This is a genomic window from Streptomyces sp. NPDC002104 (assembly GCF_053593795.1).
In genome coordinates, this window is sequence record NZ_JBSFDF010000034.1 from 46,098 (window position 1) to 68,783 (window position 22,686).

Sequence of the window (22,686 nt, forward strand, 5' to 3'; positions counted from 1 at the left end):
CCGGGACGCATCGCAACGACCGGGGTCAACCCGCCCCGGCCGCGCCCCCGTCGCGGCCGGGCAGCAGGACGCGGACCGTGAGCCCGCCTCCCGCGCGGGGCGTGGCCACGATCTCGCCGTGATGCGTGGCGGTGATCGCCCGGACCACGGCCAGCCCGAGGCCGAAGCCGCCGGAGCGCTCCGGGCCCTGGTGGAACGGTGCGAACAGGGCGGGCACCTCCTCCGGCGGCAGGACGGGTCCGGTGTTGGACACCTCCAGGAACGCCGTGCCGGCCGCGGTGCCGGTCGCGATCACGGCGGTGCCGTTGTCGTAGTTGTGGCGCACCGCGTTGGCCAGCAGGTTGAGCGCGACCTGCCGGAGCAGTGCGTGGTCCCCGGCCACGGGCGCGGCCGCCGCGTCGAGCGTGACCCGGACCCCGGCCGTACGGGCCTCCTCGGCCAGGTCGTGCACCGCGGTCCGGGCGGCGTCCGCCAGGTCCGCCGGCCGCAGCACCAGCGCGACGCTCTCCGCGCGCGCCAGGGTCAGCAGGGCCGCGATCAGCCGCTCGATCCGCGCGTTGGCGTCCAGCGCGCGCAGGACGGCGGGGCGCAGCTCGTCCGGGACCCGCCCCCGGGCGAGGGGGATCTCCAGCGCGGTGCGCAGCACGGTCAGCGGGGTGCGCAGCTCGTGTGAGGCGTGCGCGGTGAAGCTCCGCTGGGCCGTGAAGCTGCGGTCGAGCCGGTCGAGCATGGCGTCGAAGGTGTCGCCGAGTTCGCGGATCTCGTCGTACGGGCCGTCCAGCGCGAGCCGTTCGTCCAGACTGCTGCCGGTGCTGATCCGCCGCGCGGCCCCGGTCACCTGGTGGAGCCGGCGCAGCGAACGGTGGCTCGCCCACCAGGCCAGCAGCGCGGCGAGGGCCGTGAACACGGTGAGCAGCAGCGCGGAGCGGACCAGCAGATCGCCGAGGATGGCGCTCTGGAAGTCGTCGAAGGCCCGCGCCGGGGTCGTGAGGGCGGCTTGGGCGGACTCCGGGGGCACCTCGGCGGTCCCGGGGTCGGGGACCGGCTGTTCCAGGAGTCCCACGGCCTCGGTGACGCGGTCGCGGTTGGCCTCGATGAGCTGGCGCGAGCTGAGCCAGTTCAGCGCCAGCACCCCGCAGCCGAGCACCGCGAAGACGGCCGTGGTCACCAGCGTCAGCCGGGCGCGCAGCGGGAGGCGGCCGGGCCCGGGGCGGCTCACAGCCGGTATCCGTAGCCGGCGTCGTGCACGATCAGCGGCGGATCGCCGATCTTGCGGCGCAATGCGTGCACGGTGACCCGTACCGCCGTGGTGGCCGGGTCGAGCCCCGTGTCCCACAGCCGCTCCCGCAGCTCCTCGGTGCTGACCGGGGCGCCGTCCGCGGCCAGCAGCAGCTCCAGGACGCCCAGTTCCTTCGGCGTCAGGTGCAGCGGGCGGCCGTCGCGTTCGGCGACCCGGCGCACCGTGTCGAGGCTGATGCCGCGCCGGCTCAGCACGACCTCCGCCCGGCCCGCCGCGGAGCGCCGGCCGAGGGCGCGCAGCCGGGCGACGAGCTCCAGGTAGGAGAACGGCTTGGTCATGTAGTCGTCGGCGCCCTGGCCGAGGCCCTCGACGAGGTCGGACAGGGTGTCCGCGGCGGTGAGCATCAGGATCCGGGCCGGATGTCCCGTCGCGGCGAGCGCGCGGCACACGGCGTCGCCGCCCAGTGCGGGCAGGTCCCGGTCCAGGATCACCACGTCGTAGTCGGCCTCGCCGGTCCGCCGGAGCGCCTCCAGGCCGTCGTGGGCGAGGTCGCAGACCATGCCCTCGTCGCGGAGTCCTTCGGCGAGCATCCGGGCCAGCTCCCGCTCGTCCTCGACAATCAGCACCCGCATCGCGTCCCGCTCCGCTCCGTTCGCCCGTGGCGCCGCTGTTCCACCCGAGCCGGCGCCGGGGACCAGCCTGCCCGCAGCCGGGTTAGCCGGTGGTTAGGCGCGCGATCACAGGGGGCTCACCGCGCGAACCGTAGAACTGGGCGTTCATCGGCAACGCACTGGGAGGGTGGGACATGCGCAGCGCATCCACCGCGATACGCGGGCGAGGACGACGGAGCACACGAGGGCTGCTGAGCGCGGGCACCGCCGCGGCGGTGCTGGCCCTGGCGGGCTGTTCGGCCGCCGACCCGGCGCCCGAGGTCGCCGGGAGCGACCGCGGGGGCCCGGGCGCACCGCAGGACGACAACGCGGTCCGCCGGGCCTGGGTCGACTGCATGCACAAGCAGGGGCAGACGAGCGTCGAGCAGGACAAGGACGGCAACATCGGCTTTCCGGCGGCGAGCACGGACAGCGGCATGCCGTCCGGGTACGACGAAGCGGCCCGGCTCTGCGACGAGAAGGTGCCCGGCATCCACCAGATCCAGCGGGCCGACTCGGCGAAGTTCGTGGAGATCGCCCGCAAGTGGGTCGACTGCGCGCGCAAGAACGGCTACTCCGACATGCCGGACCCGGACCCGAAGGACGCGGTGGTCGTCGTCCCGCGCGACGTGTTCGACGCGGCCAAGTGGGATGCCGCCGCACGCGCCTGCGACGCGCGGTTCCCGCTGCCCGGCTACCGGATCGGGGAGTGAGCGTGACCCGTGGAGAGAGGCCCGAGGGGCCTGAGGGGCGTGAAGGGCGTGAGGGGCGTGAAGGGCAGTCGGGATCCGTGGAACCCGTGGGATCCGTGGAATCCGTGGAACCCGGACGAGCCGCGGAGCCCGCGGCCGTGGCGGTCGAGGACGACGGCGGACCGGTACGCGGGCGCGGGCGCCGGCGCGGGCGGCTCCTCGTCCCGCTCGTGCTGACCGCCGTCGTGGCCGGGGCCGGTGCGGTCGCCGCCGCCCGCCCGTGGGACCGCGGCGGCGGGGGCGCCGAGCGGGAGGGCGTGGAGTTCGGACTCGTCGCGGTGGAGCGGGGTTCGCTGTCCAGCGGCATCCAGCTCACCGGCTCGCTCGTGTACGACGCGCCCACGCCCGTCGTCGCGGCCGGCAAGGGCACGCTCACGGGGCTCCCCGCCGTCGGCGCCGTCGTCAAGGCCGGGCAGAAGCTCTACGAGGTGGACGGGCAGCCGGTGGTGCTGATGGCGGGCGAGCGCCCGATGTGGCGCGACCTGGGCCCCGGTGTTCCGCCCGGCTCCGACGTCGAGCAGCTCGAGCGCGGCCTGGTCTCCCTCGGCCACGCCAAGGGACTGGGCCTGGCCGCCGACCGGAAGTTCACCCCGGAGACCGCCACCGCCGTGAAGCGCTGGCAGAAGTCCCTGGGCCTCCAGCAGACCGGCACGGTCCCCCTGGGCGGCATCGTCATGCTGCCGCAGGGGTCCGTCCGCGTGCAGCAGGTCGGCGCGCAGCTCGGCGCCGCCCTGGGCGGCTCTCCGGTCATGACCGTGACCCGGGAGGAGCTCGTGGTCACCGTGCGGCCCGCCGAGAACCAGCTCTCCCGGTTCAAGCCGGACGGCCGCGTCCGCGTCAAGGCGTCCGACGGCTCCGCCGTCGAGGGCCGCATCCGTTCCCTGATCCGCGGCTCGGGCTCCGGCCCGGGCGGGGAGGAGGGGTCCGGCGGGCCGGGCGGCGGCTCCGGAGCAGACCCCGGCGCCGCCAGGACCACCGTGACGATCGTGCTCGACGGCCAGGAACAGGCGCAGCGGGCCGGACAGTCCGCGGTGACCGTCACCGTGGTGGGCGACACGGCCGACCACGCGCTCATCGTCCCGGTCACCGCGCTGCTCGCCCTGGACGGCGGCGGCTACGGCGTACGGGTCTCCGACGGGCCCGTGCCCCGGCTGGTCAGGGTCCGGCTCGGACTGATCGCCGATGCCAAGGCCCAGATCACCGGCGACGTGAAGCCCGGCGCCCAGGTCGTGATCCCCAAATGACCCGTTCCCGGGCGGCGAGCGCCGCCCCCGCCCCCGTCCTGGAGCTGTCCGGCCTCGTCAAGGAGTATCCGGGCACGCCGCCGCTGCGCATCCTGCACGGCATCGACCTCACCGTCGAGGCCGGTGAACTCCTCGCCGTCGTCGGGCCGTCCGGCTCCGGCAAGTCCACCCTCCTCGCCCTGCTGGGCTCGCTGGACCGGCCCACCGCGGGCCGGCTCCGCTTCGAGGGCCGTGATCTGGCCGGACTGTCCGACCGGGAGCTGGCCGCGCTGCGGGCGCACCGGATCGGCTTCGTGTTCCAGCAGTTCTTCCTGCTGTCCGGACTCACCACCGTCGAGAACGTCGCGACCGGGCTGCTGTACGCCGGGGCGCCGGTCTCCGAACGGCGTGCGCGGGCCGTCGAGGCACTGCGCTCGGTGGGCCTCGGGCACCGGCTGGAGCACCGCCCCGACCAGCTGTCGGGCGGTGAGAAGCAGCGCGTGGCGATCGCCCGCGCGCTGATCGGCCGGCCGGCGCTGCTGCTCGCCGACGAGCCCACCGGGGCCCTGGACAGTGTGTCCGGCGCCGCCGTGGTCGAGCTGCTGCACGCCCTGAACGCGGGCGGCACCACGGTGGTGGTCATCACCCACGACCGTTCGCTGGCCGCCTCGTTCCCCCGGCGGGTCGGCATCCAGGACGGGCGCATCGAGTTCGACGAACGTCTCCCGGAACCCGCTGGAGCCCACCGATGACGACCCGCCGCAAGAGCGCCCGGCTGCGCCCCGTGGACCTGCTGCGCCTGGGCATGATCGGGCCGCGCACCCGCAGGATGCGTACCGCACTGTCCGCGCTGGGGATCTCGCTGGGCATCGCCGCGGTGGTCGCGGTCACCGGCATCTCGAACTCCAACCAGCAGCACCTGCTGGCGCGGCTGGACCAGCTCGGCTCCAACCTGATCACCGTGGCACCCGGCAAGGGGCCCGACCAGCAGCCGGTACCGCTGCCGCTCACCGCGGAGAAGATGCTCTCCGCCATCGCGCCCGTGCAGCGGACCACCGCCACCGGGGCCACCACGGCCCAGGTGTACCGCAACGACCTGGTACCGGTGCAGCAGACCTCCAGCCTCACCGTGCTGTCCGCGCGCCTCGACCTGCTGGAGGTGCTGCACGCCGAACTGCGCAGCGGGCGGTGGCTGGACGCCGCATCCGAGAACCTCCCGGTGACCGTACTGGGCGACCGGGCCGCCGAGCGCCTCGGCGTCACCGGACCGGGCGAGCGGGTGTGGCTGGGCGGCCAGTGGTACCAGGTCCTCGGCATCCTCGCGCCGAACGAACTCGCCCCCGAACTGGGCACGGCGGCCCTGGTCGGCCGGCCCCAGGCGGTCGCCCATCTGGGGGCCGACGGCAGCGCCGCGACCGTGTACCTGCGCTCGTACTCCGCACGCGTCCCGCAGGTCCAGGCGGTGGCCGCGGCCACCGCGAATCCCGGCAGCCCGACCGTGGTCGCGGTGAGCCGGCCCTCCGATCTGCTGCTGGCCCGCACCGAGACGGAGAACAGCCTCACCGCGCTCGTCCTCGTCCTGGCCGGCGTGGCCCTGCTGGTGGGCGGCGTCGGGATCGCCAACACGATGGTCGTCGGCGTGATGGAACGCCGCGGCGAGATCGGGCTGCGCCGCGCCCTGGGCGCCCGGGGCGGCCAGATCGCGGCTCAGTTCCTGCTGGAGGCCGTGCTGATGGGCTTCATCGGCGGCATCGGCGGCCTGCTCCTCGGCGCTCTGACCGTGTACGGCTACGCGCTGGTCCAGGGCTGGCCGGCCGCCATCCCCCTCTACACCCTCGTCGCCGGCCCCTCGGTCTCGGTGGTGGTGGCGGCGCTCGCCGGGCTCCATCCCGCGCTGCGGGCCGCCCGGGCCTCCCCCACGGACGCCCTGCGCTCGGCGTGACGCCCGCGGATCCGCGCAGGCCGGCGGGCGCCCTCACCGTACGGATGAGGGCGTCCGGGATAGGGTGCCGCCGACGGACGGACACGGCTGGGTGGGGCGGGACATGACGCTGCGGGACGGGGATCCGCGGGAGATCGGCGGATACGTCCTGATCGCCCGGCTGGGTTCCGGCGGAATGGGCACGGTCTACTCGGGGCGGGCCGCTTCGGGGCGGCTCGTCGCGGTGAAGCTGGTGCACCAGCAGTTCGCCGACGACCCGGAGTTCCGGACCCGGTTCCGCCAGGAGGTGGCGGCCGCCCGGCGGGTGAGCGGCGCCTTCACCGCCGCGGTGGTGGACGCCGACCCGGACGCGGACCGGCCCTGGATGGCCACCCAGCTGGTGCCGGGGCGGACCCTGGGCGCGCGGGTGAAGGCGGACGGGCCGCTGCGCGGCGGCGCGCTGCGCCTGCTCGCGCTGGGGCTGGTGGAGGCGCTGCGCGAGCTGCACACCACCGGGGTGATCCACCGCGACCTCAAGCCGGACAACGTCATGCTGACGGACGACGGGCCGCGGGTCATCGACTTCGGGATCTCGCGGGCGGCGGGCCAGCAGACGCTCACCTCCACGGGTCAGATCCTGGGCACGCCGCCGTACATGTCGCCCGAGCAGCTGTCGGCCCCGGCGCGGGTGCGGCCTTCGTCGGACGTGTTCTCGCTGGGCTCGGTGCTGGTGTTCGCCGCGACCGGACGGGGGCCCTTCGACGCGGAGTCGCACTACATGACGGCCTACCGCGTGGTGTCGGAGGCGCCGGACATCGCGGGTCTGGCCGAAGCGCTACGGGCCGTGGTCGGTGCCTGCCTGGCCAAGGAGGCGGCCGACCGGCCGGGACCGGACGAGCTGCTGGCCGCGCTGGCGCGGATCCCGGCGGCCGGCTGGGAGGACCCGCTCGGCGAGGACGGGATCCCGGGCGGGGAGGCCCGTGAGCCCCTCGGAGCCGGGACCGGGACCGGCTCACGGGCCGGCGCCGCGGGCGACGGCAGCACCGGCGGCGACGGCGACGACGGCGGCGGCGGCGGCGGCGAAGAGGGTCCGCCGGCCGGTGCCGACGCGGCCGGCGAGACCGGCGGCACGGCGGGATCCCCCGCCACCCCCGGGGACGGGACCGAGGACGCCCCGGGGCCGCTCACCCACCACTCCGGGCCGCCCACCGGCCTCGCCGGGAAAGCGGTGGCCGTTCGGCCCCGCGGGCCCCGCACGCCCCGCGGCCCCCGCGGGCGCGTCCTGCTCGCCGGGGCGCTCGTGGCTTCGCTGCTGGCCGCCGGCGGGGCCTACCTGCGCTTCTCCCCGCCGGACGGCGGTACGCGGGACGACGCGAAGCCCCCCACCTCGTCCGGATCCCCCGACGGGGCCACGCGTACGCCCTCCCGGCCCGCGCCCCAAGGGGTCCTCGCACCGTACGTGGCCACCGAGGGCGGCAGCCCGGGCGGCGGCCGCGCCTACGCCGACGCGCCCTCCCGGCGCCCCGCCGGCTGGCACGCCTGGGACGGCGACGACCGCATGGGGTCCTGCGTGTACGCGCAGTCCTCGCTGCTGTGCACCTCGTCCCGCCCCACCGAGGGGCTGCCGGGCGACGGGCTCCACCGGATCGACGCGGCGACCGGCAAGCCGGTGTGGGGCCGGACGCTGGAGGGCTCCACCGACGGGCAGGGCCCGGTCGTGGCCCCGGGAGCGAGCGCCGGAACGCACACCGTGATCGCGCTCGACAGCAGGGGGTTCACCGCGCTGGACCTCGCCGGGGGCACCCCCCGGTGGAAGGTGGACACCAAGGAGAAGCTGCGGCGGCTGGTCCTGGACGCGGACGGCGGCCGGGTGTTCGCGGTCTCCGCGACCGGCACCGTCACCGCGCTGGAGACCCGGTACGGGAAGGTGCTGTGGCAGCAGGCCGTACCCGGGTCGATGGACGGCTACCCGGCGCTGCGCGTCGACGGGGACCGGGTCTACGTACAAGGGCGGGCCCAGGACGCCGACACGGGGGACGAGAGCTTCGTGACCGCCCTCGACGGGGTTACGGGCAGGAAGCTGCCCTTCGGGTCCCCGGGGGACGGCGCCGCCGCCGGCGGCACCCCCGCCGGCGGCGCCCGCTTCACCATGCCCGGGATCTGCGAGACGCGCGGACTGACGCTGGGCCGGGACGAGAAGGCGGCGACCGTCCTCCTGTGCAACAAGGAGAACGGGGCCGGGGTGCTGCGCGGCGAGCCGTCGCGCGGGCGCGGCGCGGACCTCCCGTACGCCGGCACCACGCTGTCCGGACCGGCCGTGGCCGGGGACAGGGTGTACCTGATGGCGACCGCCGCGAGTGGCGAGCCGGGGTTCATGGAACTCAACCAGGAGTCGGGCGGCGCCGTGTGGCGGATCGCGCTGGCGCAGGAGTGCACGGACCCGGAGCGCCCGGAGGCCTCGAACGCGGTGGTGGTGACCGACGGGCTGGCGTACGTACGGTGCCGGACCTCGGGCGTGGTCATCGACCTGAACTCCCGCAAGCAGACCGGCAGGTTCACCGTCCCGGGCGGCGTCCGCTCCGGAGCCGACGATCCGTTCGGCTTCCTGGTGGTGGGCGGGATCATCTTCACCCCGACCGCCAAGGGGTGGTCCTCGGTCGAACCCTCCCCCGTATAGGTCCGGTCACGGGTCCTCGGTTCGGGTCCTCGGTTCGGGTGTTCGGTTCGGGCCCCGGTTTGGCTGGTGGGGGGAATCTCAATACGATCCGGCGATGATCACTAGAAGATGGGTGAGGGCCAGTGCGTGCGGCCTGTTCGTCACCCTCGCTGCCGGGTTGTTCCCGGCAGGTGCCGCCGCCGGTGAGCCGGTCGCGAAGGAAGCGCCCAAGGTCGAGTTGGTGCTGGACGTCAGCGGCTCGATGCGGGCCCAGGACATCGACGGGCAGACCCGGATGTCCGCCGCGAAACAGGCGTTCAACGACGTGCTGGACGCGGTCCCCGAGGAAGTGCAGCTCGGCATACGGACCTTGGGCGCCAACTACCCCGGCCCCGACAAGAACCTCGGCTGCAAGGACACCAAGCAGCTCTACCCCGTGGGCCCGCTGGACCGGACCGAGGCCAAGACGGCGGTGGCCACACTGGCCCCCACCGGGTGGACGCCCATCGGGCCGGCGCTGCTCGGAGCCGCCGAGGACCTGAAGGGCGGCGACGCCACCCGGCGGATCGTGCTCATCACCGACGGCGAGGACACCTGCGCCCCGCTCGACCCCTGCGAAGTGGCCCGGAGCATCGCGGCCCAGGGGATCCATCTGGTCATCGACACGCTCGGGCTCGTCCCCGACGCCAAGACCCGCGACCAGCTGATCTGCATCGCCGAGGCCACCGGCGGCACGTACACCTCCGTGCAGCACAAGGCCGAACTGTCGGGCCGGGTCAAGCAGTTGGTGGGCCGTGCGGCCACACCGGTGGTCAATCCGGTCGCCACCGAGGGCTCCAGGCAGTGCGCGGGAGCCCCGGAGCTGCGGCCCGGCCTCTACAGCGACCGCGAGAGCTTCGGGGAACACCGCTGGTACCGGGTCTCCGTACCGCCGGGCAAGGAGCTGCGGGCCTCGGTGAGCATCGGGGCCGACCGCGCCGTGAACAACGACTACGGCGTACTGCTGCGCGCCACGACGCGCAGCGGCCGGGAGATCGTACGCGGCCAGGAAGCCGGTGACGGGCGGACCGACCTGATCTCGTCCGGTCTGCGCTACCCCAAGGCCGGAAGCTCCGACGACGAGGAGCCTGCCGAGACCGTGTGCCTCCAGGTCAGCAACTCCTTCTCGGCCCCCGCCACGGTCAAGACCACCCCGGGCATGCCGGTCGAGCTGACCATCGACGTGGTGGACGGCCCGGACACGGGCTCCGACGTGGCCTCCTTCGGCCTCGGACGCGGCTGGTGGCTGCTCGGCGTACTGGCGCTCACCGGGCTCCTCGCCGGACTGGTGTGGGGCTGGGTCTCCCGCTGGCGTATCTCGGTCTGGAGGACCAACAACTGATGAGTGCCGTGAGACGTGAACGAAACGACGCCCCCACGAGCGACCCGCACGGCCGGGCCGGCCTGCGCGTGCGGCGCGCGCTGACCGCCGCCCTGCTCGTGGGCGGCGGCCTCCTCACCGTGGCGGCCTCGCCGTCGCCGAGCCCGAGCGGCGACGCACCGGCTCCCACCGAGGCCGGCACGGCCTTCCGTACGGCCACCCCGGTCCGGCTGGGCCAGGCGGCCACGGCCGAAGCCTCCACCGGCGACTACCTCTACTGGGTCCTCCCCCTGGACTCGGGGCAGCGCGCCACCGTACGGGCCTCGGTCACCCTGCCGGCCGCGGCGGGCCGGCACTCCGCGTCCACGTGGCAGCTCGACGTGTACGACGGCCTGCGCCGCCGCCAGCCCTGCACGTACGGCGCGCAGACCGCCGCGGCCGCCAAGGACGCGGCGACCGTCGACCTGTCCTGCACCCTGCGCCCGGTCCGCTCGGGCGCCGACCAGTGGGCCAACGACCCGCTGCCGGGGGCCTATTACCTCCGGCTCACGGTCACCGACCTGGCGCCGGAGGACCTCGGCCAGCCCGTACGGGCCCGTGTGGAGGCGCAGGCCCAGGACGTCGGCGGCGCCTACGCGGCCGACAACGCCCTGGCCGCTCCGCTCGTCCCCGCCGCCGGCACGGCGTCCACCGTCGCACCGGAGGACGGCTGGTCGGGCACCTGGTGGTCCGACCGCTGGCTCTGGACGGCGGCCGGCGGCGTGCTCGCCGCCCTCGCGGGCATCGGAGGCTACCGCCTGACCCGCGGCGCGGGCCGCCCGGGGCGGGTACCGCCCACCGCCTGACCCGGAACACCCGGGTGCGGGACCGACAGGCCCCGCACCCGGACATCCGCGCGGCATCCACACACCGGAGCCGTTCCCTCCCCCGGGATTCGTCGAGATGATGCGCCCCACACGCGCATGGGGGGACGGCACATGAACGACGGTGAAGCACGGGGCGACCAGTACGACGACGAGTCGGAGGACTACGTCGCCTACTGGGAGGGACGCGACTACGAACACGCGGCGGAGGCGGCCGCGGTCAAACGGCTGATAGGCGACCGCCGTTACGGACTGGTCTGCGAAGTGGGAGGCGGCTTCGGCCGGCTGAGCCCGCTCCTCAAGGAGTACGCGGACCGGGTCATGATGTGCGACCCGAGCGCCAAGCACGTGGCCATCGCCGGACGGCTGCTGGCCGGCCGGCCCGGCATCACCGCGCACCACATGCGCCCCGGCCACCTTCCGCTGGACGGCGCATCGGCCGATCTCGTCTCCATGATCCGCGTCATGCACCACATTCCCGACCCCGGCCCCACCCTGAGCGAGATCGCGCGGGTACTGAAGCCCGGCGGCCGCGCACTGATCGAGGTGGCCAACTCCGCGCACATGCTGAACCGGCTGCGCTACGCGAAGCGGCTGCGCGGCGTCCCGCGCGACCCCGTGGACATCCGCTCCGCCGAGAAGGCCGCCGAGGGCGGCATCCCCTTCGTCAACCACCACCCCGACACCGTCGTACGGCAGTTCGCGGAGGCCGGGCTGAGGGTCGAGGACAAACTGTCCGTGTCCAACATGCGCAGCACCCGCCTCAAGCGGAGCGTGGGCGAGGACCGCCTGCTGGCGGTCGAACAGCGCGTCCAGAGCCCCCTGGCCTCCCTCAACTTCGGCCCCAGCCTGTTCTTCCTGCTCCGGCGGAGCGGGTAGCTCAGGGCCCGGGCGCCTCGGAACCGCCGGTGGCGCCGCCCAGGTGGAACGTCGCCGGGCCCGAGGGCGGCAGGAGGGGGCGCCAGGTGTCGGGGAGCCCCGAGGCGTCGGTGAAGGTCACGTTCATGAACTCCCCCCGGTCCGCGAAGTCGGTTTCGGCGAAGGTCACCCGGTCCGCGAAGAACGTGCCCTTGAAGAACGCGGGTCCGGAGAAGGTGGCCTGGTCGAAGGTGGCGGGTCCCTCGAACCGGACCTGGTCGAACACCGCGTCGGAGCCCCACACGGTGGACCCGAAGGAGGCGGGCCCCAGGAACGTGGTGCTCTTCCAGTCGCTGTGACCGTGGAAGACCGTGTTGCCGAGGTCCGCGGTTCCCCGTACCCGCATCCGGCCCATCCGCGCCCTGCCCCACACCTCGGCCCTCGTCATGTCGAACCCCTGGGCGAACACGGCCTCCACGAAGCCGGCGTTGACTTCGAAGTCCGCCCTGAGGAACCTCGCTTCGCGGTCGAACACCGCTGCGTCGAAGGTCGCGCCGCGACGGAAGTAGGTCCGGCCGAAGGAGGCGCTCCCCTCGAAGTGAACGCCGTCGAACACCGCCGGGCTTTCGAAGGAGGCACGGTCGAACGAGGCGCGTCCCGCGAACTCGCCCCCCAGCACGGACCACTCCTCGACGAAGCGTGCCCGGTCGAACAGCGCGCGCCCGATCCGCACGTGCCCCGCGTCCCGGTCGCGCAGCGCCGTCATCAGCCGTTCGAGCAGGCCACCGGCGAAGGTCGTGCCCCGCAGGTCCACGTCCGATCCGGGCCGCAGCCCCGCGAAGTACGCCGCCTTTCCGGACGCCGGTGCGTGCGCCAGGCAGCGGTTGCCGTCCGGGAGCCGGATGCCCGCACACCGTTCCGGCTCCCCCGACCCGGCTGCGTACCGGCAGCGCGACCAGCCGATGCCGGGGTCATCGATGCTCAGCTCGGCGTCGGCCAGCGCCCGTCCCACCACGGCGCTTCCGTCGAGCCAGATCCATCCGTGCGGCTCCTGCTCCGCCCCCGGTGCGAGCGGCCCGGCCGCGAGGGACTCCAGCCCGCCGACATCCCGCATCGACGGGCCCTTCAGGGTGACGACCGATCCCGTCGTCACGAAGCGGAGCCGCTGCGCGACCTCCGGGCGCCGGACCAGCGTCAGCGCCTCCTCGGCCGCGGGCCCCCGCACGACGCCCTCCTCTGCCGTGAACCGTCCCCTGGTCAACGCCACCGCCAGGGTCAGGTCCCGGTCTCCGGGCCCGTGGCGCCGCCCCCACACGACCTCGCCGAGCACGGCCAGAATCACCCCGGCCGTTCCCAGGGCGCCCGGACCCGCGAGCGGGATCAGCAGCGTCCCGTCCGGCTGGGAGAACGTCTCTCCCGGCACACCGGAATCCGCCTGCGCCCGCGTCACGAGACCGGCCAGCTCCTGCGGCATCGACCGGCCGGGCAGGAGCGGGTCGATGTGGAGCCGCAGCGCCATGCAGATTCCGGAGCGCTGGTGCTCGGCCAGCACCCCGAGGAACCCCGGCTGCTCCCGCAGTGCCTGGCCCGTCAGGAACACCATCCGGTCCGGCAACACGGTGTGGACGATGCCCGCCAGCAGTCCGCCGCGGGAAACCGGGGAGCCCGCGAAGTGGGTCCAGGCCTCCGGTTCGGCGGAGAGCCGGACCAGTTCCCCGTTGCGCTCCCCCTCGTACGGGAGGACCTCCCCGGTCAGTGCCACCGCCTCGCCCTGGTCGGTGGAACCGTCCACGACCAGTTGCTCCCCCGGGGCCGCGAACCCCTGCGCCCAGGCCTGCTCGCTCCAGTCCCCCGGGTCGACGAGGTCCGCTTCGGACACGAGCAGGAGGACTTGGGGCACCGCCCCGTCACCCCAGGCCTGGAGGCAGGGGTACTCCTGGTCCCCGACCCGGACCCAGGCGGTGGCGCTCGTCCGCTGGGCCGCAGCCGCTTCTCCGACCGTCAGGACCAGTCGGGGCGACAGCAGCAGGCCGACCGCCGCCGGCTCCCCCGGCGACTCGAAGCGGACCCGCACCACCCGGCCGGCCAGCCCCGACACGGGTCCGGCCATCTGGGCGAACGCCACGGCGCCGAGGGCCAGTTCGCGGCGCCCCCGGCCCCCCGGCTCGCGGCGGATCGCCGTGAAGTCCCGGCCAATGCCGCGCGTGCGGGCCATGTAGTCCCCGACGCGCCGCCGGACCAGCTCCCTTACGCCCGCCACGTCCCCGCGCAGCTGCGAGCCGAGCAGGGCTTCCCGTACGCCCGGCAGGAACTCGAACTCCACGGTGTCCGGGTCCTGTTCACCGTCCCAGGGGGCGAGCAGCCCGCCCAGGGCCACCTCCGCGAGGTGCCCGTGTTCGGAGTCCCGCAGCAGGGAGCGGCGTACGAGGGTCATCACGGGCAGCGTGAGCGGTACGGCGGCCAGGTGGTCGGCGAGCCGCTGGGCCGTCGGGGAGGCGCTCGCGCGGAAGCGCTCCACCGCCTCCAGGGGGTCCGGGGAGAAGTCCGGAGCCCCGGGTGTCGCGTACGGGGCCCCGCGTGCGGGTTTCCCGTCGAGGCGCAGGCACGCGAGCCGCCGCCAGCGGCCGTCGCCGGACACCACCCGCACCAGCCGGGCCAGGCTCCCGGAGGCGATGCCGACGACCGGGACCACCGCCCCGCCGCCGCGGGCCCGCCGGGTCATCGGGACCCGCTGCCAGGAGCGGGTGGCCGCCGCGGGCCGGTCCGCGCGGACCGCGAAGGGGACCGGCTGGACCGCCCCGCGCGTCCAGAGCCGCTCGGGCAGGACGTTCAGCACGGCCACGGCGTTGTGCGCCGACCACTGCCGGAGCACGGCGCGCAGGGGCGCTTCGCGCCAGCCGCCGGCCACCGTGTCGGAGAGCACCAGGATCAGCCGCCGGCCGGCCGGGTCGACCAGCTCCAGGGGGTTGCGGGGCGGGCCGTCGCGATGGTGCGCGACCCTGGGCACGCCGCCTGGGCCGGTGCCCGTGAGGCGCCAGGTCCGTACGTCGCGGAAGACCCCGCTGCGGGTGAGGAGCCCGCGCACCTCCTCCACCAGGTCGGCCCAGAGCAGCATCGAGTGGTGGGAGTCGACGACCAGGGCCACGTCCAGCCAGCGGCTCTCGGCGGGGCGCAGGACCGGGGTGAGCACCATCCGCTCGATGCTGCGCTCGACGGTGAGCTGTTCGTCCAGCTCCTCCCCCGGCCCGCCGATGCTGCGGCGGCCGATCGGACGCAGGGCGCGCATCAGGGCGAGCGGATCGTCGAGGGTGGCGGCGCGCGGCAGCCGCACGGCGCTGCCCCGGCGCCCGGCGGGCGCGGGTGCGGATGTGGATGCGGGCGGGTCGCCGGGGGCGCCGGCCGCGGCCCGGTCGGCGGCGGGATCCGGCGGGCCTGCGGGGGCGGGGGCGGTGGCGGGGCCGGCCGGGGGGAAGTACTGCACCCCCGGTCCGCCGGAGCCACCGCGTGCCGTGACGGGTGACTCCGCCCCGTTCGCGGCGGGTTCGGGTGCGGCCGCCGGGGACGGGCCGTCCGGCTCCGTGCGCGGGGCGGACCCGGCCGCGTCCACCCGGGTCGCGAGCCACAGGATGTCGGCGATCTCCTCCGCCCCGAGCACAGGACGCGGGCCGCCGTCCCCGGCTCCCTCCGCCCCTTCGGCCAGGGCGGCGAGGAGTTTCTCGATCACGCCGAGGGCCCGGTGAGATGGTGCATGACGGTGTCGAGGAAGCGCTCGCGGTCGCCGGGGGCGGACCAGGCGCCGGCCAGCCGGAGCTGGATGGCGTTGAGGAGCTGGTCGGTGGCGAGGTCGCCGTCCTCGGCGCGCTCCAGGAAGCTCCGCACGAGGTCCCGGTACTCGTCGCTGTTCTCGATGTCCACGCCGAGACGGCCGCGCACGATGCGGGCGAGCTTGTCGGGTCCCGGCGGGTCCAGGTGCAGCCGGACGCAGCGGCGCAGGAAGGCGGGCGGGAAATCGCGTTCGCCGTTGCTGGTGAGGACGACGATGGGGAAGTACCGGCACTGGACGCGCCCTTGGGAGATCCGGACGGCCTCGTCGGTGTCGTCGTCGGTGCCGATGGCGACGGTCGGGGCCTCCTTGGCGAGCCGGGCGAGCTCGGGGATGACGAAGCCGCCGTCCTCGAAGACGGTGAGGAGGTCGCCGGGGAGGTCGATGTCGCTCTTGTCGATCTCGTCCACGAGCAGGACGCGGGGCCGGTCCTGGGGCAGGAGCGCCGTACCGAGCGGGCCGAGGCGCAGGTAGCGGGCGATGGACGGGCCGCCCCCGGAGGGGGCCGGAGCCTTGGCCCAGGCCTCGGGCGGCTCGGCTCCGGGGGTGCGCAGCTGCTCCAGTCCCGCCTCCTGGAGCCGGCCGATGGCGTCGTACAGGTACAGGCCGTCGCGCAGCACGGTCCTGCTGGTGACCGGCCAGTGCAGGACGGGGCCGAGGCCCAGGTCGGCGGCGATGCTGGAGGCGAGCGTGGACTTGCCGACGCCCGGTTTGCCGGTGATCAGCAGTGGACGGCGCAGGTGCAGGGCCGTGTTGACCACGTCCTTCTCCAGCTCGTCGGGGACGTAGCCCTCGCCGCGCCGCCAGGTGCGCTCCCAGGCCGGGCCCGCGCAGGCGGGGGGTGCGTATCCCGGGTCGGGGACGCCCTTGAAGTCCCGCCAGGGCGGTGGCGGTCCGGCTTCCAGCCTGGCCCGGCGCTCGGCGGCCTCGCCGGTCCCTTGGTACAGCCACCAGTCCTTCACCACAGCCTCTGCCTCCATCGTGGGTGTCGCGGGCCGTCGCCGCGAGCGGTCGTCGGGGTCGGTGGGGATGCGAAGTCGGGGGCGGGCGCGGGGCGGGGCCCCGGGATCAGGACCGGGACCGGGACCGGCATCGGCCCCGGGACCGGCCCCGGGACCGGGATCAGCGTCGGCATCGACATCGGCGTCGGTATCGGGTTCACGCCAGGGACCGGAAGGTGAGGGTGTCGTCGGGATCGTCCCACAGGAGGACCAACCGGTCTCCCCCCAAAGGCTGTCGGCGATCGCCGGCGGGGGCGCCCGCGCCCGCGACGGCCGCCGCCCGGCGCACCGCGCGCACGCGGGCGGGCAGGGCGAGCACGTCGAGTGCGCCGGGGTCGGGCGGCTGCCCGTCCTCGCCGGGCGGTGCCAGCAGATCGAGCAGGTGGCCCGCGGCCTCCCCCGTACCGGCCTCCCCCGCCCGCCCCGCCCCGGCGTACGCGAAGCCGCCCGGAGCCGCCTGCGCCACCCCCGGCTCCGCACCGGCGGGCCCGGAACCGGCCCGGTCCGCCCCGGCCCGGTCCCTGCCCGCCGGAGCCGGGCCCCGGTGCCACAGGGCCACCGGGACGCCGCCCTCCAGGACCGCCTCCACCACCGCCGAGGTCCGCGCCCCGGCCCGGGTGTGGGCCAGGACGCACGCGGGCGCCGGGCCCGCTCCCAGTTCCATGCCGAGTCCGTCGTCCGCGTCCGCGTCGGCCACCACGCGGACCGCGTCCGGGTGCCGGCCGCCCTGGGACCACAGCCAGCGCCATTTGCCACGCCATTCCGCGCCGGTGTCCTCGCGTTCCTGCGGGCAGCGCACCACCACCTGGTGGAGCACCCCCAGCGGCCGGGTGCGCCCGCCCGGGCCGCGCGGGACCGGCCACTGGTCGAAGTCCAGGGCCAGCAGCTCGTACGGCACGTGGAACTCGATCCGCTCCACCGCCCCGGACGGCCGCCCGGCCGCCGCGTCCGCGCCCAATAGCCTGTTCACCGCCGCGAGTTGCCGCACGAGTGCGTCCCGTACCGCGTCCAGCCCGACCGGCTCCCCCTCCGACTCCCAGATGTGCTCGGTCGCCTCCCGGCGCAGCCACATCCGGGCGAGGAACCCGTCCTCCCCGCCCGGCGGCGTCTCCAGGCGCACGTGCAGGACCGTCTTGCGCGGCGGCGGGGGCGGGGGCGGCAGTGCGGGCAGGGCGAGGCGTTCGCGGGTGGCGCGCACCCAGTCGCGCACCCGGGCCGCCCACCGCTCGTCGCCCGCCGCGCCCCGATCCGCGAGGAACCGTACGAAGGGCACCGCGAGCGGCATCCCGGCGGGCCCGCCGTGGCGTTCGTCGAGGTCTTGGGCCACTTCCAGCAGGGTGTCGCCGGGCAGGCCGCCCTGGACGGGGGCCGCGCAGCCGGCCGCCCGGAACGCCCACAGGTACGCCTCGTGGGCGCAGCGCGGCAGGTCGCGGTCCTCGAAGAGCTCGGCGAGTCCGTCCCAGGCGCTCTGGTCGAGGCGGCCCGCGCGCGGCGGCGCCATCCCGGGCACGTCGTCGTCGAGGAAGGAGGAGGCGTCCCAGTCCCGGTCCACGAGGAACTGCGGGAGCTGCCAGCCCTCGCCGCGTTCGCGCAGGCCCAGGAAGGTGTGGTGGATGGAGCGGGCGGTGCCGGCGAGACCGGAGACGGCCTCGCGCACCGGGCGTTCGCCGAGTTCGGCGAGGAGTTCCTCGGTGAAGCGGCCGGCGCCGCGTTCGGCGTCGTTCTTGGCGGCCTCGCCCTCGCGGGAGGCGTACAGCCGGAATTGGCGCCGCCCCGGGACGGTGGAGCCGCCGCCGTAGTCGTTGGTCCCGAAGTTCCAGCGGGGGTCGCGGGGTGCGTCGACCCGGCAGGCGTCCACCAGGGCGGCCTGGTAACGGAAGAGCCTGCGCTTGACGAGGTCGGTGCGCCACCAGCGCAGTGCGGAGTCCAGGTTGAGGTGGCGGATCTGGCCGGGGCGGGCGTCCGCGGACGGCAGCAGCAGTTCGCCGCGGTGCGGATCCGTGTAGCCGTGTCCGGCCCAGAAGACGAGGAGCAGGTCGCCGTCGCACGCGGGGAGTTCGTCGAACAGCGCCGATTTCACGTTCTCCTCGGTCGCCGGCCGGTGCGCGCCGCGCAGGGCCTCCAGCCCGGCCGAGCCGGACCAGTCGAGCGCGTCCGGCTCGTCGAGCGGGGACAGCAACAGCCGCACGTGGCCCGGTGGTACCCCTCCCGGGCCGGTGAGCCAGCGGGCGAACCGCAGGGCGTCGCGGGCCGGGCCGCGCAGGTTCCAGCGACGGCTGATCTCGTACGTCTCGACCCCGGCGACGAGCGCGAAGGTGCGCGGCGCCAGGTCGGGGGGCAGGAGGTCGAGGGGGTTCACCCGATCTCCGCTTCGGCCACCGCCCGTTCGATGCGTGCGTAGAGCGCTTCCTGTTTCCAGTACGCGCTGTGGCAGGCCGGGAAGGGCTGGCGGCTGCCGATCTCCTCGTCGCTGACGCGCGGGTCGCCGGGGAACACGGGCTCGGCGAGGTAGGAGAGCACGTCCTGGCGGTCGTAGACGTTGAGCCAGCGCGGGAAGGCGTACGGGAGTCCGGTGCCCGGTACGACCCCGGCCAGGGCGCCGAGTTCGTGGAGGAAGGGTGCCTGCGAGCCGACGGTGACGAGCAGTTCGACCCCGGGCAGCGGCTCGCCGCGGGCGGCCGCGAGCGCGAGGAGGTCCACCAGGGCGATGCCGCCGAGGCTGTGGCCGATGAGTACGGTCGGCCCCCGCTCGGCGGTGATCCGCTCGTGCAGGAAGGCGCGGAGTTCGGCGCCACGGGCCTGGTAGCGCAGGATGTCGCCGAGGGCGGGGGTGGCCCCGACGGTGAGGGAGCCGCGCCAGGCGTTGAGCAGCGGCTGGGTGGTGACGCGCATCGCGAGCCGGCCGAGGACGGCGGCGGCCCGGGCGCCGGGAACCCGTGCGTCCCCGCCGAGGCGGGCGGTGATCAGCTCGACGAGGCGGTCGCGTTCGGTTCCGGTGCAGTCGGCCTCGGCTCCGGCCGAGGCGAGGGCGGCCGCGGTCACGGCGCGGGCCAGCACCTTGGCCAGCTCCCGGGCCTGCGGCTCGCCGGCGGCCCGGGCCCCGGCGCGGGCGGCCTCGGCGGAGCGGGAGACGCCCTCCAGGGCGGCGGGGAATCCGGCGGCGAGGCCGGTGCCGAGGAGCAGCGCGGCCTGTTCCCCGCCGCCCTGGACCCCGGGGACCTCGGCGAGCAGGTCCAGCACGCGCTCGCCCGCGGACTGCACGCCGGGCATCGCGTAACCGGCGTCGATGGCGTCGCCGAAGGCGTCGTCGACCCCACCGCCGACCCCACCGCCGAACCCGCCGCCGAAGGCGTCGTCGAAGGTGTCGTCGAGCCCGCCTTCGGGGCCGCCCCCGCGGTGGCCGCCGGCTCCGGTGTCCCAGCCGGCTTCGGCCAGCACCCGCAGTTCGCAGAGCGGGTCGGCGATGAGCAGCCCCCACTCGGCGACCTCCTCCTCGTCGGCTCCGGGGGCCGCGCCGGGGGCGCCCAGTCCGGGCACCGAGCGTCCGTGGGCGCTCAGGGTGGCCCCGTACCGCTCGCCCCAGAAGCAGGAGTCGACGGCGGCGCCGGGGAACCGGGCGGTCAGCCGGTCCCGGACCAGGGCGAAGAGCGTGTCGTGCCGCTCGCGCCGCACCCCCGTGCCGTGCACAAACAGAAATCGCATCGCGGTTCCGCCCCCTCGCACCGTCGCCCCCGCTCGGCACGATAGCGCCGCGCGGCGAACAGGGCCCCTGGAACGTGCAGTTCGGATGGCCCGTGCAACCACCCAACCCACGCCTATCAATCACCTGTCACATGTGAAATATTACTCCCGCTCCAGCCAACCCGACCGGCCGGAACCTCCCGGCCGGAATCTCCCGGGCGGAATCTCCGGGCCCGAACCTCCCGGCCCGAACCTCCCGGACCCGAACCTCCGCACCGGAACCGCCAGAAAGGTCAGCTACGTTGCGCAGACTCGCTGCGGTGGGAGCGGCGATATCACTCGCCCTCCTCGCCGCCCCCGCGCTCGCCGCCACCGCCGCCCCGGCCCCGCCGCCCACCCCGCCGTCCGCCGGGCAGCAGCGGGCCGAGGGCGGGCAGGCCGCCGCCCCGGCCCCCGCACCCCTGGAGCTCCAGCGCCAGGCCCTGCGCCGCCAGGCCCTCGAAGAGGTGGCCGCGGGCCGCCCCGGCGGCCTGCGCGCCGAGGCCGACGGCACCTTGCCGCGCAAGGCCAAGGTCGGCAAGCGGTACGTCGAACTGGCCCAGGAGCGCCAGGACAAGGTCTTCGTGATCCTCGCCGAGTTCGGCGACCAGGTGGACAACACCACCGAGTTCGAGGGCAAGCCGCGCTTCGGCGGCGCCCCGGGCCCGGCGCACAACACGATCGGCAAGCCGGCCGTGGACGACAACCACACCCTGTGGCGCAAGGACTTCGACCGGGCCTTCTACCAGAAGCAGTTCTTCTCCGCCGACCCGCAGTCCGCGTCCCTGCGCGCCTACTACCGGCTCCAGTCCTCCGGCCGGTACGACATGGACGGCACGGTGACCGACTGGGTCAAGCTCCCCTGGAACGAAGCCCGTTACGGCACCGACAACTGCTCCGAGTCCGGTCAGTGCCGGACCAACTGGGACATGATCCGGGACGCCACGGACTCCTGGTACAAGTCCGAGCTCGGACAAGGCCGTACGGCCGAACAGATCAAGGCGCAGCTCGCCGAGTACGACGTGTGGGACCGCTACGACGCCGACCACGACGGGAACTTCGACGAGCCGGACGGCTATCTCGACCACCTCGTCGTCGTCCACGCGGGCAAGGACGGCACCTGGGGCGGCGGTGCGCAGGGCAAGGACGCCGTGTGGGCGCACCGCTGGTTCGCCTACTGGAACCAGGCCGGCAGCGCGGGCCCCGACGGCAACAAGGCGGGCGGCACCCCGGTCGGCGACACCGGCATCTGGGCCGGGGACTACCTGACCGGCGGGGAGAACAGCGGCGCGGGCCTCTTCGCGCACGAGTTCGGGCACGATCTGGGCCTGCCGGACCTGTACAGCTCGGACGGGGACAACGGCGTCAACTTCTGGTCCCTGATGTCCTCCGCGTCCTACCTGGGCAAGGGGCGGCGCTCCACGGGCGAGTTCCCGGGCGACCTCGACCCCTGGAGCAAGCTGCAACTGGGCTGGCTCCAGTACACGGAGGCCGACGCGGGCCGCACGACGCGGGCCACGCTCGGGGTGTCCGGCTACAACACCGAGGATCCGCAGGCGATGCTGGTGCACCTGCCGCCGTCCTCGACCACCACCGAGCTCGTCGACCCGTACGAGGGCGCCGCCCAGTGGTGGAGCGGTACGGGTGATTTCATGGACAACACCCTGTCGCGCACGCTCGACCTCTCGGGGCTCGCTGCCGGGACGCCGGCCTGCCTGGACGCCCGGGTCTGGTACGACATCGAGCAGGACTTCGACTACCTGACCGTGGAGGCCTCCACGGACGGCGGAACCGGCTGGACCGCGCTGCCGGGCACGGTGGACGGCACGCCGATCGGGGACAAGGGGATCTCCGGCACCTCGGCCGGCTGGACGCGGCTCTCGGTCCCGCTGACCCGATTCGCCGGTACGGCCGTCCAGTTGAGGCTGCGGGTCATCTCCGACAGCAACACGCACGGCAAGGGCGTCACCTTCGACGACATCCGCGTCACGGCGGGCGACGACGGCCGGGTACTGCTGCGCGACGGGGCGGAGCAGGGCGCGAACGGCTGGACCGCGGTCAAGTGGTCGCGCACGGAAGGCCGTACGGGCAGCGAGCGGCACCCGCGCGCCTACTTCGTGGAGAACCGCCGCTACACCGGCTACGGAAGCCTGCTGCGGACGGGTCCGTACAACTTCGGCTTCACGGGCGACACGGTGGAGTTCTACCCGTACCAGCAGGGCGTGCTGGTCTGGCTCTGGGACACCGCGTACAGCGACAACACCACCAGGGCGCACCCCGGCGGCGGCCTCCTGCTGCCCGTGGACGCCCGGCCCGACCCGCTCACGAACGCGGACGGCACCCTTCTGAACGCCCGGGCGCAGACCTTCGACGCGCCCTTCTCCCTCGGCAGGAGCGACCGGATCGTCCTGCACAAGGCGGGCGCGGCCACCGTGATCCCGGCCCGCGACGGCGTACCGGTCTTCGACGACCGCCACGGCTCGTACTGGAACGCGCAACAGCCGCAGCTCGGGGTCAAGGTGCCGGACACCGGGACCCGGCTCGCGGTGGTGAAGGAGGCCGCGGGCGGGGCACTGACGACGGTGCAGCTCAGCCCGTCGAAGTGACCCGCCGAAGCTG

Annotated in this window: 15 protein-coding genes; 9 read left to right on the plus strand and 6 right to left on the minus strand. The window is 74.9% G+C overall.

Annotation, left to right across the window (positions count from 1 at the left end):
• Positions 1-25 precede the first annotated feature (25 nt).
• Positions 26-1,219: a sensor histidine kinase gene (locus ACWCP2_RS25775; protein ID WP_450910953.1), complete on the minus strand. Its 1,194-nt coding sequence runs from the start codon at positions 1,217-1,219 to the stop codon at positions 26-28.
• Positions 1,216-1,872, minus strand: a complete 657-nt coding sequence (locus tag ACWCP2_RS25780; protein WP_450910954.1) for a response regulator transcription factor — start codon at positions 1,870-1,872, stop codon at positions 1,216-1,218. The genes ACWCP2_RS25775 and ACWCP2_RS25780 overlap by 4 nt, the downstream gene beginning before the upstream one ends.
• Before the next feature lie 173 nt (positions 1,873-2,045).
• On the opposite strand from ACWCP2_RS25780, the gene ACWCP2_RS25785 reads away from it, so the two are divergent.
• The 8 genes from ACWCP2_RS25785 (at position 2,046) to ACWCP2_RS25820 (ending at position 11,544) form a co-directional block, all read left to right on the plus strand.
• Complete coding sequence (locus ACWCP2_RS25785) at positions 2,046-2,603, plus strand: hypothetical protein (RefSeq protein WP_450910955.1); 558 nt, start codon at positions 2,046-2,048, stop codon at positions 2,601-2,603.
• A gap of 104 nt (positions 2,604-2,707) precedes the next feature.
• Positions 2,708-3,886 carry a peptidoglycan-binding protein gene (locus ACWCP2_RS25790; protein WP_450910956.1) on the plus strand — a complete coding sequence of 393 codons (1,179 nt, stop codon included), beginning with the start codon at positions 2,708-2,710 and terminating at the stop codon, positions 3,884-3,886.
• Positions 3,883-4,617, plus strand: a complete 735-nt coding sequence (locus ACWCP2_RS25795; protein ID WP_450910957.1) for an ABC transporter ATP-binding protein — start codon at positions 3,883-3,885, stop codon at positions 4,615-4,617. The genes ACWCP2_RS25790 and ACWCP2_RS25795 overlap by 4 nt, the downstream gene beginning before the upstream one ends.
• A complete protein-coding gene (locus ACWCP2_RS25800; protein WP_450910958.1) occupies positions 4,614-5,807 on the plus strand; it encodes an ABC transporter permease in 1,194 nt (397 codons plus the stop codon). The genes ACWCP2_RS25795 and ACWCP2_RS25800 overlap by 4 nt, the downstream gene beginning before the upstream one ends.
• A gap of 103 nt (positions 5,808-5,910) precedes the next feature.
• Entirely contained in the window at positions 5,911-8,463 is a 2,553-nt protein-coding gene (locus tag ACWCP2_RS25805) for a protein kinase domain-containing protein (protein WP_450910959.1), read from the plus strand.
• A 94-nt stretch (positions 8,464-8,557) separates the two neighbouring features.
• Complete coding sequence (locus ACWCP2_RS25810) at positions 8,558-9,823, plus strand: VWA domain-containing protein (protein WP_450910960.1); 1,266 nt, start codon at positions 8,558-8,560, stop codon at positions 9,821-9,823.
• Positions 9,823-10,647 carry a hypothetical protein gene (locus ACWCP2_RS25815; RefSeq protein WP_450910961.1) on the plus strand — a complete coding sequence of 275 codons (825 nt, stop codon included), beginning with the start codon at positions 9,823-9,825 and terminating at the stop codon, positions 10,645-10,647. Before ACWCP2_RS25810 ends, ACWCP2_RS25815 begins: the two co-directional genes overlap by 1 nt.
• A 132-nt stretch (positions 10,648-10,779) precedes the next feature.
• On the plus strand, positions 10,780-11,544 hold the full coding sequence (locus tag ACWCP2_RS25820) for a class I SAM-dependent methyltransferase (RefSeq protein ID WP_450910962.1): 765 nt from the start codon (positions 10,780-10,782) through the stop codon (positions 11,542-11,544).
• 1 nt (position 11,545) lies between these two features.
• Here ACWCP2_RS25820 and ACWCP2_RS25825 read toward each other — a convergent pair whose 3' ends face one another.
• From ACWCP2_RS25825 to ACWCP2_RS25840, 4 genes are all read right to left on the minus strand, one after another.
• The gene (locus ACWCP2_RS25825) at positions 11,546-15,247 is read right to left on the minus strand and encodes an SAV_2336 N-terminal domain-related protein (RefSeq protein WP_450910963.1); all 3,702 of its coding nucleotides are present in this window, start codon (positions 15,245-15,247) and stop codon (positions 11,546-11,548) included.
• Positions 15,244-16,308 (minus strand): AAA family ATPase, encoded by a 1,065-nt coding sequence (locus ACWCP2_RS25830; RefSeq protein WP_450910985.1) that lies wholly within the window; start codon positions 16,306-16,308, stop codon positions 15,244-15,246. Before ACWCP2_RS25830 ends, ACWCP2_RS25825 begins: the two co-directional genes overlap by 4 nt.
• Before the next feature lie 196 nt (positions 16,309-16,504).
• Entirely contained in the window at positions 16,505-18,706 is a 2,202-nt protein-coding gene (locus tag ACWCP2_RS25835) for a VMAP-C domain-containing protein (RefSeq protein WP_450910964.1), read from the minus strand.
• Positions 18,703-20,049, minus strand: a complete 1,347-nt coding sequence (locus tag ACWCP2_RS25840; RefSeq protein WP_450910965.1) for a hypothetical protein — start codon at positions 20,047-20,049, stop codon at positions 18,703-18,705. Before ACWCP2_RS25840 ends, ACWCP2_RS25835 begins: the two co-directional genes overlap by 4 nt.
• 299 nt (positions 20,050-20,348) lie before the next feature.
• On the opposite strand from ACWCP2_RS25840, the gene ACWCP2_RS25845 reads away from it, so the two are divergent.
• On the plus strand, positions 20,349-22,673 hold the full coding sequence (locus ACWCP2_RS25845) for an immune inhibitor A domain-containing protein (RefSeq protein ID WP_450910966.1): 2,325 nt from the start codon (positions 20,349-20,351) through the stop codon (positions 22,671-22,673).
• Positions 22,674-22,686: the final 13 nt, after the last annotated feature.